The following is a 16,640-nucleotide window of genomic DNA, read 5'->3' as shown; positions in this document are numbered from 1 at the left end:
GCGCCTCTGGATTAGCCGATATTGTAAGTCCGCGCCCGCGGCGCTGCTGGGCGGCCGCCTTCATCGTCCGGACCATGCTGCGTACGACGCCGCCACGATCCTGCACCACGTATTCAACAAACCCGACCGCAACCCATCGACACACTGACAAGCCGAGGAGACCCCGCCTTATGACGACGCCGCTGCTGGGCCAGATGATGGACGTGCCGCTCACCGTATCATCGTTGCTCGCGCATGCCGCACGCCATTTCGGCAGCACCGAAATCGTGTCGCGGCGCATCGAAGGCGACCTGCATCGCTACACGTACCGCGATTGCGAGAAGCGCGCGAAGCAACTCGCGCAGGCGCTCATCGCGCTCGGCGTCGAGCCGGGCGACCGGGTCGCGACGCTCGCGTGGAACGGCTACCGGCATCTCGAAGCGTATTACGGCACCACCGGCTTCGGCGCCGTGTGTCACACGATCAACCCGCGCCTTTTCCCCGAGCAGATCGCCTACATCATCAATCACGCCGACGATGCGTACGTGCTGTTCGACACGACGTTCGCGGCGCTGGTCGAGACGCTCGCGCCGCAGTGCCCGCGCGTGCGCGGCTGGATCGCACTGTGCGATGAAGCGCATCGGCCGCCGATGCAAACGTCGGTGCTGTGCTACGAAACGCTGATGGACGGGCAGGACGGCGGCTTCGACTGGCCCGCGCTCGACGAGCAGCAGGCGTCGTACCTCTGCTATACGTCGGGCACGACCGGCAATCCGAAAGGCGCGCTGTATACGCATCGCTCGACGGTGCTGCACGCGTTCGGCGCGGCGTTGCCCGACTCGATGAGCCTGTCGGCGCGCGACTCGGTGCTGCCGATCGTGCCGATGTTCCACGTCAACGCGTGGGGCCTCGCGCATGCCGGACCGCTGACCGGCGCGAAGCTCGTGTTCCCCGGCAAGGATCTCGACGGCAAGTCGCTGTACGAGCTGATGGAGAGCGAACGCGTCACGTGTTCGGCCGGCGTGCCGACCGTGTGGCTCGGTCTGCTGAACTACCTGCGCGAAACCGGCGCGAAGTTTTCGTCGCTCGAGCGCACGGTGATCGGCGGCTCCGCCTGTCCGCCCGCGATGCTGCGGGTGCTCGAGGACGACTACGGCGTGCAGGTGATCCATGCATGGGGCATGACGGAGATGTCGCCGCTCGGTACGTTGGCGAAGCTGAACTGGGAGCAGAGCCAGCGGCCGCTCGCCGAGCAGCGCAAGCTGCTCGAAAAGCAGGGCCATGTGATCTATGGCGTCGACATGAAGATCGTCGGCGAGGATGGCCGCGAACTGCCCTGGGACGGCGTCGCGTTCGGCGATCTGCACGTGCGCGGGCCGTGGGTCATCGACCGGTATTTCCGCAAGGAAGACTCGCCCCTCATTGACGGCTGGTTTCCGACCGGTGACGTCGCGACGATCGACCCCGACGGCTTCCTGCACATCACCGACCGCTCGAAGGACGTGATCAAGTCGGGCGGCGAATGGATCAGTTCGATCGAACTCGAGAACGTCGCGGTCGCGCATCCGGCGGTCGCGGAAGCCGCGTGCATCGCGTGCGCGCATCCGAAGTGGACCGAGCGGCCGCTGCTCCTCGTCGTCAAACGCGCGGGGCACGACGTCACGCGCGACGAACTGCTGGCGTTCTACGACGGCAAAGTGGCGAAGTGGTGGATTCCCGACGATGTCGTGTTCGTCGACGAACTGCCGCACACGGCGACCGGAAAGCTGCAGAAGCTGAAGCTGCGCGATCTGTTCCGCGACCACGTGCTGCCGTCCGCGCTCGAAGACAGCCGCAACTGTCCGCTGACCCCCGAGGCCTAGGTGGAAACCCTACATTAGAATAAATTGAACGTTCGTGCTTTTTCAGTGTATTCTGCCTGCTGACCCTGGAACCGCCGCTTGAAAAAGTCTGACAATGAGCAGACGCGGTGACCCGGACAGGCGGCGCACCATGCGCCGCCTCAATGAATGCATGGATCGCACGGAGGCACGCAGATGGCAGTGGACTACACAACTCATGACGGCGTGGCCGTTCTCACGCTGAACAATCCTCCCGTCAATGGGCTCGGTCTGTCGACGCGGGCGGGGATCGTCGAAGGACTCGATCGCGCGCAGAACGACTCGGCCATCAAGGCCATCGTGCTGACGGGCGCGGGCAAGGCCTTCTCGGGCGGCGCCGACATCACCGAATTCAATACGCCGAAGGCGACCCAGGAACCGACGCTCGCGACCGTCATCAAGGCCGTCGAAGGCAGCGCGAAGCCGGTCGTCGCGGCGATTCACAGCGTCGCGATGGGTGGCGGCCTCGAGCTTGCGCTGGGCGCGCATTACCGCGTCGCCGCGGCCGGCGCGCAGATCGCGCTGCCCGAAGTGAAGCTCGGCATCCTGCCGGGCGCGGGCGGCACGCAGCGTCTGCCGCGCGCGATCGGTCTCGAAGCGTCGCTGAACATGATCGTGTCGGGCGCGCCGGTGCTGTCCGAAAAGCTCGCCGATTCGGGACTGTTCGACCAGGTCGTCGCGAATCCCGCCGAACTGTCCGAAGCCGCGCTCGCGTTCGCGCGCAAGGTCGGCGCGCAAGCGGGCCCGCATCCGAATGTGCGCGAGCGCAAGATCGAGCATCCGAACGCGGCCGGTTTCATCCAGTTCGCGCGCAATAGCGTCGCGGCCATCGCGAAGAACTTCCCGGCGCCGCATAAGTGCATCGACGCGGTCGAAGCCGGCGTGAAGGACGGCTTCGACAAGGGCCTCGCATTCGAGCGCGAATGCTTCATTGCGCTCGTGCAGACGCCGGAGAGCCATGCGCTGCGTCACGCGTTCTTCGGCGAGCGCGCCGCGAGCAAGATTCCCGACGTGCCGTCCGATACGCCCGTGCGCGAGATCAATCAGGTGGCCGTGATCGGCGCCGGCACGATGGGCGGCGGCATCGCGATGAACTTCCTGAACGCGGGGATTCCGGTCACGCTGCTCGAAACGAAACAGGAAGCGCTCGACCGCGGTCTCGCGACGATCCGCAAGAACTACGAGGCGACCGTCCAGAAGGGCAAGCTGAAGCCCGAGGTGATGGAGCAGCGTCTCGCGCTGCTGAGCCCGACGCTGTCCTACGACGACCTGAAGCACGCCGACATGATCGTCGAAGCCGTGTTCGAAGAGCTCGGCGTGAAGGAGCAGGTGTTCGGCCGGCTCGATGAAGTCGCGAAGCCGGGCGCGATCCTCGCGTCGAACACGTCGACGCTCGACGTCGACAAGATCGCCGCGTTCACGAAGCGTCCGCAGGATGTGGTCGGCATGCACTTTTTCAGCCCGGCCAACGTGATGAAGCTGCTCGAAGTCGTGCGCGGCAAAGAGACCGCGAAAGACGTGCTCGCCACCGTGATGAAGCTCGCGAAAAAGATCAGGAAGACCGCGGTGGTGTCGGGCGTGTGCGACGGCTTTATCGGCAACCGGATGATCGAGCAATACCTGCGTCAGGCGCTCTTCATGCTCGAAGAGGGCGCATTGCCCGCGCAGGTCGACAAGGCCATCGAGAAATTCGGCTTCGCGATGGGCCCGTTCCGCATGAGCGACCTCGCCGGCAACGACATCGGCTGGGCGATCCGCAAGCGCCGCTATATCGAGCATCCCGACATGCACTACTCGAAGATCGCCGATCGTCTGTGCGAGATGGGCCGCTTCGGCCAGAAGACCGGCGGCGGCTGGTACGACTACAAGGCGGGCGATCGCACCGCGTATCCGTCCGGCGTGGTCAACGAAATGATCGTCGAGTACTCGAAGGAAACCCACTCCGAGCGCCGCACGATCAGCGACGAGGAGATCGTCGAGCGTCTGGTGTTCGCGCTCGTCAACGAAGGCGCGAAGATTCTCGAAGAAGGCATCGCGTCGAAGGCGTCGGATATCGACATGGTCTATCTGACCGGCTACGGCTTCCCGCTCTATCGCGGCGGCCCGATGCTGTACGCGGATACGGTCGGGCTGTACAACGTCGAGCGCGCGATTCGCCGCTATGCGGCGCGGCCGAACGGCGACGCGTGGAAGCTCGCGCCGAGCATCGCGAAGCTGGCGGCCGAAGGTCGCGGCTTCAACGGCTGAGCACGGCTCACTTCAGCAGACGAATTGAGTGCTGCGGGTGACGTCCGCAGCGCTCGCATCAAACGACAGAGGCGGCGCGGTGATGCGCTTTTGAACGCACGGCAGGGAGCCGGCGCGCCACTTCGACATTGCAATTGGAGACACCCATGACTGACGCCGTAATCGTATCCACCGCCCGCACGGGCCTCGCCAAATCCTGGCGCGGCGGTTTCAACATGACGCACGGCGCGACGCTCGGCGGCCACGTGACGCAGGCCGCGGTCGAGCGCGCGAAGCTCGACCCGGCGCGCGTCGAGGACGTGATCATGGGTTGCGCGAATCCGGAAGGCGCGACGGGCGGCAACATCGCGCGTCAGATCGCATTGCGCGCGGGCCTGCCGGTCAGCGTGCCGGGCATGACCGTGAACCGTTTCTGCTCGTCGGGATTGCAGACGATCGCGCTCGCGTCGCAACGCGTGATCGCCGGTGAGGGCGACGTGTACGTCGCGGGTGGCGTCGAGTCGATCTCGTGCGTGCAGAACGAGATGAACCAACACATGATGACCGACGGCTGGCTCACCGAGCATAAGCCGGAAATCTACTGGTCGATGCTGCAGACCGCCGAGAACGTCGCGAAGCGCTACTCGATCTCGAAGGAGCGCCAGGACGAATACGGCGTGCGCTCGCAGCAGCGCGCGGCGGCCGCGCTCGAAGCCGGCAGGTTCCACGACGAGATCGTGCCGCTGACGGTGCTCGCCGGTGTCGCCGACAAGGCGAGCGGCCGTCTCTACACGAAGGAAGTGACCGTCAGCGGCGACGAAGGCATCCGCGCCGACACGACGCTCGAAGGCGTGTCGAAGATTCGCACCGCGCTGCCGGGCGGCGTGATCACCGCGGGCAATGCGAGCCAGTTTTCGGACGGCGCATCGGCTTGCGTCGTGATGAACGCGACGCTGGCCGAACGCGAAGGGCTGCAGCCGCTCGGCATTTTCCGCGGCTTCGCGGTGGCTGGCTGCGAGCCGGACGAAATGGGCATCGGCCCGGTGTTCGCGGTGCCGAAGCTGTTGCAGAAGGCCGGCCTCAAGGTCGAGGACATCGGCCTGTGGGAGCTGAACGAAGCGTTCGCGGTGCAGGTGCTCTATTGCGCGGACCAGCTCGGTATTCCGCACGACCGCCTGAACGTGAACGGCGGTGCGATCGCGGTGGGCCATCCGTATGGCGTATCGGGTGCGCGGCTCGTCGGCCATGCGCTGATCGAAGGCAAGCGGCGCGGCGTGAAGTTCGTCGTCGTGACGATGTGCATCGGCGGCGGGCAGGGCGCCGCGGGTCTGTTCGAGATCGCGTAAGTCGGGCGCGAACGCGCCTCAAGAAGACGGGCGCCGCGGTTCGACGAGGGACAATGTTGGACCCGCGGCGCCTTCTTTTTGTCCGCCGTCCTCGTGTCTACTGCGACGCCATGCCCGGCAGCGTCAACATGCCCTGATCGGTGAAGCGTGTCGTGCCGGTCAGGCCGCCCGCGAGCTTGCCTTGCAGCCGGTACGGAACCTGCCCGGACTGCGCGACGCCCGCAAGCCCGAGCGCCTGGCGAACCGCGGCGAACGCGGGCACGGTCAGCGGCACGCTGACGACGGTTTCGCCGAAGCGCGGCACGGTGCCGCTCTGGTCGCTGACACCGCTCGCGAACGGCTTGCCGTTCAGTTCGAGATCGACCGCGATGCCGTTGAAGCTCACCGCGGAATCGTTCGGGTTCTGCACGCGCAGCTTCAGGTTGAAGCGCATCTCGAGGCCTTCGCCGGCCAGAGGCTCGATGCCGGCGACATTGACGCGCAACGCATCGCCGCCGAGCAGGCCGGCGCATGCGCCAAGCGTCAGCGTGATCGCGCAGGCGAGGTGGAAATAGCGTAAGAAGGTGGCGAAACGGCTGAAACGCCGCGTGCGTGGGAAGGACATGACCGGCACCTCGAAGCAGGAAGCGGTTGGTCACGCATTCTAACTGGCGGCGAGGCGTCGATTTTGGCGATCGAGTCGGAGTTCAGGTAATACGCCGCCACGATCTCGCGACGACATTAGCGAGTCGCCGGACGGCTCGACGCAGGAGTTCGCGAAGTTCCGCTGCATTGCGTCATGCCTGGGACCGTGTTTTCGAACACCGGGCGCTTCGATCGTTTCATCCGCCTGAGTTGCCCGAGCGCGGAGCTCGATCTGGTCGATGAAGCGGTGCGCCGCTCGGGGCGGTTGGCGACGCGCATGACGGAGCGCAATGAGGCGGATGGAGCGAGGCGATAGCCGGTAGAATTTCCCATTTAGCGCCAATGCGTACACCTCGCGGAGTGCCGGGACGCGGCGAATCGATTTCCGAGGTTGCCGGCCACGAACTCCAGACACCGCCATGACCGACCCCACCACATCCGCCACAACAGGCAACCCATCGTTGCCGGAAAGCCCCTTCATCGACCGGCTCGGCGCGCAGTTGCTGCGCGCCGCCGATGGCGTCAGCGAAGTCGTGCTGCCGTTGCAACCCGATCATATGAACACATGGGACGTCGCGCACGGCGGGGTCACGATGACGCTCGCCGACGTCGCGCTCGCGATGGCCGCGCGCAGTCTCGCGGGCGACGGCGTCGGCGTCGTCACCGTCGAGATGAAGGTCAACTTCATGCAGCCGGGGCGCGGCGAGTTGCGCGCGACCGGCCGCGTGCTGCATCGCTCGACCACGATGGCCTATTGCGAAGGCGAGATCCGCGACAGCGAAGGTCACTTCGTCGCCAAGGCGCTCGGCACCTTCAAGTACATGCGCCGCCTCGCGGTGGGCCGCGACGTCAGGCGTCAGCGTCTGCGCAGCGACCCGGCGGCCAGGCCCGGTCCGAGCGACTGAGCCCTCATCGCAATCAACTTCCGACCTGGATTCGACGAATGCAGGTCAATCCCCGACAATCCAAGGAGACGACTTCATGGCCCAGATCAATCGCCAGGTGCTGCTGATTTCGCGCCCGCACGGCGAAGCCACGCCCGATAACTTCAAGCTCGTCGAAACGCCGCTGGCGCCGCTCGCCGACGGCGAAGTACGAGTGCGCAACCATTATCTGTCGCTCGATCCGTATATGCGCGGACGCATGAACGACAGCAAGTCGTACGCGCCGCCGCAGCCGCTGAACGAGGTGATGATCGGCGGCACGGTCGGCGAGGTCGTCGAGACGAGGAATCCGAAGTTCGCGGTCGGCGACAAGGTCGTCGCGATGTTCGGCTGGCAGGAGTACGGCACCTCGAACGGCGCGGGCATGCAGAAGGTCGACGACACGCACGTGCCGCTGTCCGCGTATCTCGGCCCGGTCGGCATGCCGGGCGTCACCGCGTGGTACGGGCTGAACCGCATCATCGCGCCGAAGGCGGGCGAGACGGTGGTCGTCAGTGCGGCGAGCGGCGCGGTGGGCAGCGTGGTCGGCCAGCTCGCGAAGGTGGCCGGCGCGCGCGCGGTCGGCATCGCGGGCGGCGCGGACAAGTGCCGCTACGTGGTCGACACGCTCGGCTTCGACGCCTGCGTCGACTACAAGGCCGGCAACCTGTACCAGGACCTGAAAGCCGCGACGCCCGATGGTGTGGACGGCTGCTTCGAGAACGTCGGCGGCGAGGGGCTCGACGCGACGCTCGCGCGCATGAACGCGTTCGGGCGCATCGCGCTGTGCGGCTTCATCGCGGGCTATGACGGCCAGCCGCTGCCGCTCAGGCATCCGTCGCTAATGCTGACGCAGCGGCTGCTCGTGCAGGGCTTCATCGTCAGCGAACATATGGACGTGTGGCCGGAGGCGCTCAAGCAGCTCGGCACGCTCGTCGCGCAGAAGAAGCTGCACTATCGCGAGACGATCGCGCAAGGGCTCGAAGCCGCGCCCGAGGCATTCATCGGCTTGCTGAAGGGCCGCAACTTCGGCAAGCAACTGGTCAAGCTGATCTGAGCACGACGTCGTCATGCATCGGCCAGTCGCCACTCAAACAGGGAGTCACTAGATGTTCGAATTCGCAGGCAAGGTGGCGGTGATCACCGGCGCGGGCAGCGGCTTCGGCCGCGCGTTCGCGCACAAGGGCGCGGCGCTCGGCATGAAGCTCGTGCTCGCCGACGTCAACGCCGAGCAGCTCGCGCAGACCGTCGACGCATTGCGCGAAGGCGGCGCCGAAGCGATCGCCGTGCCGACCGACGTATCGAGCGCCACGCAGGTCGAGGCGCTAGCGCGAGCCGCGCTCGCCACGTTCGGCAAGGTCCACCTGCTGTTCAACAACGCGGGCGTCGGCACCGGCGGCTTCCTGTGGGAAAGCTCGGCCAACGACTGGTCGTGGGTGTTCGGCGTCAACGTGATGGGCGTCGCGCACGGCGTGCGCGTGTTCGCGCCGCTCATGCTCGCGCAGAACGAGCCCGCGCATATCGTCAACACGGCGTCGGTCGCGGGGCTGCTGGCGCCACCGGCGATGGGCATCTACAACGCGTCCAAGCATGCGGTGGTGGCGCTGACCGAGACGCTGTATCACGACCTGAAGCTCGCGCAGGCCGGCACGGGCGGCGAGGTCGGCTGTTCGCTGCTGTGTCCCGCCTTCGTGCCGACCGGCATCGCGGACGCCGAGCGCGCGCGTCCGGACGAACTGCGCAACGCAAGCCGGCCGACGCGCTCGCAGATCGCTGCAGCCAAGCAGTTGCAGCGTGCGGTGCAGTCGGGCAAGCTCAGCGCCGACGATGTCGCCGACATTGCGTTCGAGGCGATCGCCGCGCGGCGTTTCTATATCATCACGCACCCGGGCATCATGGCGACCGTCAAGCTGCGTCACGAGGATATCGAACAGTTGCGCGAGCCGTCCGATCCGATGTCGCTGAAACCCGAGGTGAAGAACGCGGAGTAGCGGCCGGCTGCGTGGCCGCTGCGCCGGGTCCTCACAACAATTGGCGCACCGCGCGCCGCGCTGCGCTGTGCGCATCACGTTGCTGAAACCATGCCGCTGAATCCAACGATCGAGCAGGTGCTCGACATGATCGCGCGGGCCAAACGCCCGCAGTATCACCAGATGAGCGCGCAAGCGGCGCGCGCGTCGTACGAGAAAAGCGCGCCGATCCTCGAGATCCCGAGCGCGCCGATGTTTTCCGTCGAAGACCTGCGGGTGCCGACGCGCGACGGCGCGACGATCCGCGCGCGCCTCTATTTCCCGGTCGAGCCGAACTGGGCCGAGCCGCTGCCGGCGTTCGTGTACTACCACGGCGGCGGCTTCACGGTCGGCAGCGTCGACACGCACGATGCGCTGTGCCGGATGTTCGCGCGCGACGGCCAGTGCGCGGTGCTATCGGTCGATTACCGGCTCGCGCCCGAGCACAAGTTTCCGACCGCGGTCGACGATGCCTTCGATGCCCTTAGCTGGCTGCACGCGCACGCGGCCGAGTTCGGCATCGACGACACCCGGCTCGCGCTCGGCGGCGATAGCGCGGGCGGCACGCTCGCGACGGTCTGCGCAGTGCTTGCGCGTGATGCCGGGATCGCGCTCGCGCTGCAATTGCTGATCTACCCGGGGACAACCGGCCATCAGCAGACCGACTCGCACTCGCGCCTCGCCGACGGCTTCCTGCTGTCGGGCGACACGATCCAGTGGTTTTTCGAGCACTACCTGCGCGATAGCGGTGATCGTGACGACTGGCGTTTCGCGCCGCTCGACGGCGAGCGCGGCGCGCCGGATTTTCGCGGCGTCGCGCCCGCGTGGATCGCGACCGCCGAATACGATCCGCTCAGCGACGAGGGCGATGCGTATGCGGAAAAACTACGCGCGCTCGGCAATCCGGTAACGCTCAAGCGCTACGCCGGCATGATCCACGAGTTCTTCAAGATGGGCGGCTTCGTGCCCGAAGTCGGAGAGGCGCATGCGGATGCCGCGGCGGCGTTGCGCGCGGCATTCGGCATCGGGTGAGGGTAGTCGTCGCGAAGCGGTGAGCGGCCGGCGGCGAATGCGCCGGCGAGGCGCCGATCAAACGATCACGCCACGCTCATCCGGTCGCGCTCGACGTTGAACGCGAAGCTGCGCTCGAAATCGCCGGGCCTCACGATGCGGTGCGAGCCGTTGTCGTCGCTGCGCTCGGCGACCGCGACGCCGATCACGTCGCCATAGGCGGCGACGCGCAGCGCGGTGGTGCTGCGCGTGCCGTATTCCGGCGATTCGATGAATGCCGCCGACAGCACGCGCTCGCGTTCGAGCGGAATACCGGTCGACGGCAATTCGTCGTCGCGCGCGAGCCGCGGATCGCGCATCAGGTCGATCAGGCGTTCGAGCGGCGGCATTGCATTGCGCGCGAGTAGCGTGCCGAGCTCGCCGCGCTTTCTGACCAGCTTCGGCCACGCGGTGTCGAGCACCGCGTTCGAGATGCCGTGCGTGCCGGGCGCGAGCAGCGCGGGGCCACTATTTGCGTCGACGGCGCCGCGATTGCAGTACCACGCGAGCTCACGGCGCGTCCAGTCGCCGACCAACAGGTTGAAGCCGTTGTAGATGTCGCCGCTTTGCGCGACGTGCTCCAGATAGGCGAGCGGCGTTTCGTGCGGATGGCCGTCGGTGTCGCGCGCGGCGCTCGTGAGCCAATTGCTGACGAGCGTGCCGCGGGTCGGCGCATCGGCGCGCATTTCGCCCGGCGCGCGGTAATTGGTCAGCGCGGCGAAGCGGCCGTCGCGCGACAGCCCGAGCCACGTGCCGCCGCCCACGAGATCGCGGCCCGCCAGCACGCCCGGCGCGTCGCGCCACCAGCCGATCGGCTCGGCCGTGCGGCGGAAGAACTCATCGCGATTCGCGGCGAGCGTGAACAGCGGACCATCGACCGCATCGGGTCGCCAGTCGAAAACGATCAGGCACATCGGGGAGCATCTCCCGTTCAGAGCGTGGGGCGGCCGCCTGATGCCGCAAAGGCAGACGGCAAAGAAAGCGACAAAAATCAGACGAGAATAAAGCAGCCAATAAAAAACGGCGCCCGATTGCGCCGCTTCTTACCTGCCCAACGATCAGACCTCGGCCGGCAGCCCGTAGGGCAGCGCCAGGAAGCGCAGCGCGGGGCCGTCGGCCGCGCCGACATGCACGCTGCCGCTGTCGAGCGCCGTGAGCTTGATCTCGACCAGCAGATCGACGCCGCCGCCTTGTGCCGATGCCGCGTTGACGATCATCCCGCACGGCTGGCCAGGATCGTCCGAGTGGAACAGCTCGGCGCCGGGGCGCACCGTATCAAGCTCGCCGGCGACGTTGGCGAGCGACGTGCGCCGCTTGATCGTGCCGCGATACTGGCTGCGCGCGACCACTTCCTGACCCGGATAGCAGCCTTTGCGGAAATTGACTGCGCCGAGCACGTCGAAGTTGACCATTTGCGGCACGAACTGCTCGACGACCGGCTGCGTGATGCGCGGCTCGCCCGCGCGGATGTCGAGCCAGTCCCAAACGGCCGGCGACACGCGCTTCAACTTGCCGTCCAGCGACGGCAGCAGCGCTTCGACCTGCGCCTTCGGTCCGATCCACAGATAGCGCAGCCGCTCCAGGGCGTCCGGCACGCGGATCAGCGTGCCCGCGGTGCCGTCGACCTGCACGTGCACACCGTCGGGCAGCGCGTCGAAAACGCCCGACAGCGCGCCGCGCACGTCGCCCGCGAGGCCGACCACCGCGAGCTCGCCGCTCGCGTCCACGAGCCTGGCTTTTGCGCGCAGCACGAACATCGACAGGCGCTTTTGCACGGCGGCCTGCACGTCTTTCGATACCAGCAGGCGGATCGTGTCGCCGCTGCGCCAGCTGAGGAACGACGCGAGCAGCCGGCCCTTGGCCGAGCAGTAGCCGGCGAGGCGCGCGTTCGCGGCATCGAGATGCTGGACGTCGTTGGTCAACTGGGCGTGCAGGAAGCTGGCCGCGTCGTCGCCGGTCGTGTCGATCACGCCGAACTGCGACAGCGGCATGTACGCGCCGTGTTCCAGCACGGCGGCGAATTCTTCGGCCGACGGGCGCGGCAGGATGGGCAGGGCGGCGGGTGCCGCCGCGGTCGGAGCGAGACCGGAAGCGTTAGCTGGGGCGTTCACGAGCGGTGTGTTCATGGATTCCGTCAATTCTGACTTTGGCTAAGGCAAACACCCATTATATTCAGTCCAAGTCCGTCACGTTTCGCACGTCCTTGGCGAATGAAGGCTTTGCGAGCGCCTTACACAGCGCGACCCGAGGTGGCCTAGGCCAAGCCGCTGAACAAGGCGGATGAGCCATGGTTATTCCGAGGGTGGCTTGGCGGGCGTCCAGTCAACGGCGTGGTGGAGCGTAATCTGCAGCCGACTGTGCAGTTCCGGATGGACCGACGCCTGGTTGAGCACGGCCATGCCACCAATCTGACGCAAGGTTTCGTCCGTGATCGGCGCACCGCAATCTTCAGAACCCAGTGGCACAGTCATTGCCATTCTCCGCGCGATCTGCCGATTTAGGGCCCCCTCGACTTCGTCGCGCGACACGGTACATACCTGTGTCTGCTGGACATCCTCGCTATAAAAGATCACGGTGGCACGCTGGCGCTTTGTCATCTCAGAAACCTCTGCAGCTCTGGTAATTTTGGAATGCCGTCTGCTGGAGAGGCGGATGCTCTACTGTCATTCCGAGGGCGGTTTGGCGGGTGCCCAATCCATCGGTTGCTCAGTCGTGATTTTCAGACGTTCGCGCAATTCGGGATGCGAGATTGCCTGAATCAGAATGGCCATCGCTCCCAGCTTCCGTGCGTCTTCGTCGGTAACTGGCAATATTGAATTTTCCGCAGCATCCGGTGGGATAGTGATTGCCAGCGCTCGATCGATTGCCGCTTGCACGTGAACCCGTGAAACTGTGCACATCTTTAACTGCTGCGTATCGGCATCGTAAAAAATGACGCTAGCCCGATCTGATTTAGTCATCTCAATATCCCCTGCATGCCTGGAATTTGTCGAAAGCTCGCTGTGTGCAGAGCGCATAGCTGCGTGGATCTCGATACAAGGCTCGGGCTACCTGACATTGGGCCATGTCTGAATGGTAGTCCGCGAAACACTCAGCCTCATCCGTCTCACTGACGCCACGCGCCGCCAGTTCCTGCACATCGCCGAACTGCGGATCCTCCGGGTATTGAAACGGCCGCGCATCGCCGAGCGGGGTCGATACTGGCGTGGCGATGGTTCCGTCTGGCAAGACGTCGCCTGGGCGGGCGTGCCAGATCGCGAGGTCATCGTCGGCCGCCAGCCGCGGTAATTTGGGGCGCTCGAATGCGCGCTCGGCACGCACTGCCGGCAGCACCCGCCGGAATAGCTGCGACGGCGTGACGGTCGGATAATACGGACGGATCTCCTGTTGGATAGGCGTGCCGCCTACGCTCGGGACGTGCGGCTTCGGGGCCACCGCAATCACCTCGCCGCGCTCGACGGCGGCTCGTAGGGTCCGGGCGAGTTGATCCGGTGCCGTGCCGCTCGCAGATGCGCCGCCGCGCACATTGCGCATGAACTCGACGAGCCGGGGTAGCTGGCGCGTGTCGTGCGTAAGCTCCCACGCGCTTGCCGAGGTAATGAGCTTACGTCCGTTACGCGCCTCGTCGCTGAGTGCGTTGCCGCGATATTCTTGCCGCGTGTGGAGTGTGCAGCTCCGGTGGATGCCGACTTTGAAGTCGATCGCCATGCGTCTCCTCTGTCATGTCAAATCAGCCGGGATGCCCTATGGCCGGGACCCGATCATGCTTTGGGAAAAAACAAGTTCGAAGCGAGCGCTATTGTTGTCGTATGGCCTTGGCGGCTACAACGACGCAGGCGATATGCAGAATCGAGAGGGACGCATGGACCGGTGTACTTCGCGCCTGCCGCGGGGTGACGGCGCCGTCCAGGGTGCGGTTGAAGCGTGGTTCAAGACTGTCAACAACGGTCAAAGGCGGAAGAGGCCGAAAGTCGTTTGTCGCGAACTGTCCGACCCGGGCGACGTCTGACCCATGTTGTGGCCGCGTAGACCCGCGTAGCATCGGACCGACGCCTGTGGATTTCATGTTGACGTCTCTGGCTTGTGACCATCTTGTGCCCGCATCTATACAATACAGGGCGCAAAACGCCGAAAGGGCTGCCAGGCGGCACCGCCACCGTGTTGACCGACGCAAGACTTTCCCGTTAAAAATCAGTTCGTTGCCATCTAAACGCTAATGCTTTCCTGTCGTGTCCTTTCTTAAGAAATGTTTCGCAGCCGGCGCGCTCGTCGTTGTGCTGGCCGCGGCGGCCATCGCCGCTGGATACTTCTGGGCCACCCGCCCGCTCGAATTGACCCCGGCGCAACTCGACGTCACCGTCAAACCGCACAGCAGCCTGCGCAGCGTCGCGCTGCAGCTCAATCGCGGCGGTGTGCCGGTCGAACCCGAGCTGTTCATCGCGATGACGCGGCTGCTCGGCCTGCAAAGCGACCTGAAGTCCGGCAACTATGAGTTCAAGAGCGGCATCACCCCCTACGAGGTGCTGCAGAAAATCGCCCGCGGCGACGTCAACGAATATGTGGCGACGATCATCGAAGGCTGGACCTTCAAGCGCATGCGCGCCGAGCTCGACGCGAATCCCGCGCTGAAACACGACACGCTCGGCATGAGCGACGCCGATCTGATGAGCGCAATCGGCGCGCCCGAGGCGTCGATCGGCAACGGCGAAGGGCTGTTCTTCCCGGATACCTACCTGTTCGACAAGGACACGAGCGACCTCGACATCTACCGCCGCGCGTACCGGCTGATGCGCGTGCGTCTGGACGAAGCGTGGCTCGCGCGCGCGCCGAACCTGCCGTACAAGACGCCGTACGACGCTCTGACGATGGCGTCGATCATCGAAAAGGAAACCGGCAAGGCGTCCGACCGGGCGCTCGTCGCCGCCGTGTTCGCCAACCGTCTGCGCGCGGGCATGCCGCTACAGACCGACCCGACGGTGATCTACGGGATGGGCGAAAGCTACGCTGGCCGCATCAGGAAGAAAGACCTGCAGACCGACACTCCCTACAATACCTACACCCGGATGGGCCTACCGCCGACGCCGATCTCGCTGCCGAGCGTCGCGTCGCTGCAGGCGGCGATGAACCCGGCGCCGAGCAGCGCGCTGTACTTCGTGTCGCGCGGCGACGGCAGCAGCATCTTTTCTGACACCCTCGGCGAACACAACAAGGCCGTGGACAAATACATTCGAGGGCAATGATGGCGCGCGGCAAATTCATAACGTTTGAAGGCATCGACGGCGCGGGCAAGACTACCCATCTGGGCTGGTTCCGCGAACGCCTCGAGGCGAAGCTCGCGCCGAGCGGCCGCTCGGTGGTCATGACGCGCGAGCCCGGCGGCACGCCGCTCGGCGAGCAGATCCGCGAGATCGTGCTGCATCAGAAGATGGACCTCGAAACCGAGGCGTTGTTGATGTTCGCGCTGCGCCGCCAGCATCTGGCCGAGGTGATCGAGCCGGCGCTCACGCGCGGCGACTGGGTGCTGTCCGACCGTTTCACCGACGCCACCTTCGCGTACCAGGGCGGCGGCCGCGGCCTACCGCGCGACAAGCTGGAGACGCTCGAGCGCTGGGTGCAGGGTGGTTTCCAGCCGGATTTGACCGTGCTGTTCGACCTGCCGCCCGCCGTCGCCAACGAGCGGCGCAGCGCGGCGCGCAACCCGGATCGTTTCGAGAGCGAGTCGGCGGAGTTTTTCGAGCGCACGCGCGCCGAATACATGCGCCGCGCCGAAGAAGCGCCGCATCGATTCGCTATCATCGACTCTTCGCAGAGCATCGTGCGAATTCAGAAACAGCTTGAAGAGTTGATCGCAACTCTTTGATTTCAAGACGATATAATCGGTTCTTATAACCACGTGTCAAGTTGATTCACCACCTGAAGTAATGCGTGCAACCAATTGATTCAAAAAGACAAACGATGATCTATCCGTGGCAAGCCGATGACTGGAACCGCCTGCAGCAGCTGCGCGGCCATTGGCCGCACGCGTTGTTGCTGCACGGCCAGGCGGGGATCGGCAAGCTGCGCTTCGCGCAGCACCTCGCGCAAGGTCTGCTGTGCGAGGCGCCGCTGCCGAACGGCGAGCCGTGCGGCGCGTGCGCGGCCTGCAACTGGTTCGTGCAGGGCAATCATCCGGACTACCGCATCGTCGTGCCGGAGGCGCTCGCCGCCGAAGCCGGTCTCGCGAACGCCGCGAACGGCGCCGACGACAAGGCCGAAAAAGCCGATGGCGACGAAGGCAAGAAGACCCGCACGCCGAGCAAGGAAATCAAGATCGAACAGATCCGCGGTCTGCTCGACTTCGTCGGCGTCGGTTCGCACCGCGGCGGCGCGCGCGTGGTCGTGCTGTATCCGGCCGAGGCGCTCAACGTCGCGGCCGCCAACGCGTTGCTGAAGACGCTCGAAGAGCCGCCCGCGGGCGTCGTGTTCCTGATGGTGTCGGCGCGCATCGACCGTTTGCTGCCGACCATCATCAGCCGCTGCCGTCAGTGGCCGATGAGCGTGCCAGCGCCGGACACCGCGGCGCCGTGGGGCGCCCCGCCAAGCGTCGCAGAAGCCGCCGCGCTG

The 16,640-nt window shown here is 65.7% G+C and carries 16 protein-coding genes and 1 pseudogene; 11 read left to right on the top strand and 6 right to left on the bottom strand.

All coding sequences use genetic code 11. The features are described 5' to 3' along the window. The first annotated feature begins 170 nt into the window (after nt 1-170). The 3 genes from AB3X94_RS16500 to AB3X94_RS16490 all read left to right on the top strand — a co-directional run bounded on the left by AB3X94_RS16500 (nt 171) and on the right by AB3X94_RS16490 (nt 5,431). Nucleotides 171-1,841: a 3-(methylthio)propionyl-CoA ligase gene (locus AB3X94_RS16500; RefSeq protein ID WP_368612108.1), complete on the top strand. Its 1,671-nt coding sequence runs from the start codon at nt 171-173 to the stop codon at nt 1,839-1,841. 174 nt (nt 1,842-2,015) lie between these two features. Then, the gene (locus tag AB3X94_RS16495) at nt 2,016-4,106 is read left to right on the top strand and encodes a 3-hydroxyacyl-CoA dehydrogenase NAD-binding domain-containing protein (protein ID WP_368612107.1); all 2,091 of its coding nucleotides are present in this window, start codon (nt 2,016-2,018) and stop codon (nt 4,104-4,106) included. A gap of 146 nt (nt 4,107-4,252) precedes the next feature. Further along, nucleotides 4,253-5,431, top strand: coding sequence for an acetyl-CoA C-acyltransferase (locus AB3X94_RS16490; protein WP_368612106.1), 1,179 nt, complete (start codon nt 4,253-4,255; stop codon nt 5,429-5,431). Nucleotides 5,432-5,528: 97 nt separating this feature from the next. Here AB3X94_RS16490 and AB3X94_RS16485 read toward each other — a convergent pair whose 3' ends face one another. Then, entirely contained in the window at nt 5,529-6,035 is a 507-nt protein-coding gene (locus tag AB3X94_RS16485) for an LEA type 2 family protein (RefSeq protein ID WP_176108588.1), read from the bottom strand. A gap of 171 nt (nt 6,036-6,206) precedes the next feature. On the opposite strand from AB3X94_RS16485, the pseudogene AB3X94_RS16480 reads away from it, so the two are divergent. The 5 genes and pseudogenes from AB3X94_RS16480 to AB3X94_RS16460 form a co-directional block, all read left to right on the top strand. Then, nucleotides 6,207-6,371, top strand: a pseudogene (locus AB3X94_RS16480) (PLP-dependent aminotransferase family protein); the annotation flags it as partial. Between the two features lie 103 nt (nt 6,372-6,474). Then, nucleotides 6,475-6,960 carry a PaaI family thioesterase gene (locus tag AB3X94_RS16475; RefSeq protein ID WP_176108587.1) on the top strand — a complete coding sequence of 162 codons (486 nt, stop codon included), beginning with the start codon at nt 6,475-6,477 and terminating at the stop codon, nt 6,958-6,960. 76 nt (nt 6,961-7,036) lie between these two features. Then, nucleotides 7,037-8,035: an NADP-dependent oxidoreductase gene (locus AB3X94_RS16470; protein ID WP_368612105.1), complete on the top strand. Its 999-nt coding sequence runs from the start codon at nt 7,037-7,039 to the stop codon at nt 8,033-8,035. Between the two features lie 52 nt (nt 8,036-8,087). Beyond that, entirely contained in the window at nt 8,088-8,969 is an 882-nt protein-coding gene (locus AB3X94_RS16465; protein WP_368612104.1) for an SDR family oxidoreductase, read from the top strand. Between the two features lie 90 nt (nt 8,970-9,059). Further along, nucleotides 9,060-10,019, top strand: a complete 960-nt coding sequence (locus tag AB3X94_RS16460) for an alpha/beta hydrolase (RefSeq protein ID WP_368612103.1) — start codon at nt 9,060-9,062, stop codon at nt 10,017-10,019. 65 nt (nt 10,020-10,084) lie between these two features. On the opposite strand, the gene AB3X94_RS16455 is transcribed toward AB3X94_RS16460, so the two are convergent. From AB3X94_RS16455 to AB3X94_RS16435, 5 genes are all read right to left on the bottom strand, one after another. Beyond that, entirely contained in the window at nt 10,085-10,951 is an 867-nt protein-coding gene (locus AB3X94_RS16455; protein WP_176108583.1) for an NRDE family protein, read from the bottom strand. Nucleotides 10,952-11,095: 144 nt separating this feature from the next. After that, nucleotides 11,096-12,163: a folate-binding protein YgfZ gene (locus AB3X94_RS16450; RefSeq protein ID WP_368612102.1), complete on the bottom strand. Its 1,068-nt coding sequence runs from the start codon at nt 12,161-12,163 to the stop codon at nt 11,096-11,098. A 165-nt stretch (nt 12,164-12,328) separates the two neighbouring features. Next, nucleotides 12,329-12,634, bottom strand: a complete 306-nt coding sequence (locus AB3X94_RS16445; protein ID WP_368612101.1) for a hypothetical protein — start codon at nt 12,632-12,634, stop codon at nt 12,329-12,331. A 66-nt stretch (nt 12,635-12,700) separates the two neighbouring features. Then, nucleotides 12,701-12,997, bottom strand: coding sequence for a hypothetical protein (locus AB3X94_RS16440; RefSeq protein ID WP_176108580.1), 297 nt, complete (start codon nt 12,995-12,997; stop codon nt 12,701-12,703). A gap of 1 nt (nt 12,998) precedes the next feature. Then, nucleotides 12,999-13,745: a hypothetical protein gene (locus AB3X94_RS16435; RefSeq protein ID WP_176108579.1), complete on the bottom strand. Its 747-nt coding sequence runs from the start codon at nt 13,743-13,745 to the stop codon at nt 12,999-13,001. 521 nt (nt 13,746-14,266) lie between these two features. Between AB3X94_RS16435 and mltG the strand changes: the two genes are divergently transcribed. The 3 genes from mltG to holB form a co-directional block, all read left to right on the top strand. Next, nucleotides 14,267-15,277 (top strand): endolytic transglycosylase MltG, encoded by a 1,011-nt coding sequence (gene mltG / locus AB3X94_RS16430; RefSeq protein ID WP_176108578.1) that lies wholly within the window; start codon nt 14,267-14,269, stop codon nt 15,275-15,277. Beyond that, complete coding sequence (gene tmk, locus AB3X94_RS16425) at nt 15,277-15,897, top strand: dTMP kinase (protein WP_368612100.1); 621 nt, start codon at nt 15,277-15,279, stop codon at nt 15,895-15,897. The genes mltG and tmk overlap by 1 nt, the downstream gene beginning before the upstream one ends. A 95-nt stretch (nt 15,898-15,992) precedes the next feature. Further along, nucleotides 15,993-16,640, top strand: a 648-nt coding sequence (holB, locus tag AB3X94_RS16420) for a DNA polymerase III subunit delta' (protein WP_368612099.1), incomplete at its 3' end; no start/stop codon positions are given.

Origin of the sequence: Paraburkholderia sp. BR10923, from assembly GCF_040948765.1 — a bacterium.
Classification (GTDB): domain Bacteria; phylum Pseudomonadota; class Gammaproteobacteria; order Burkholderiales; family Burkholderiaceae; genus Paraburkholderia; species Paraburkholderia youngii.
Note: the sequence above shows the minus strand (reverse complement) of the source record. Positions and strands in the feature narration are given on the sequence as shown.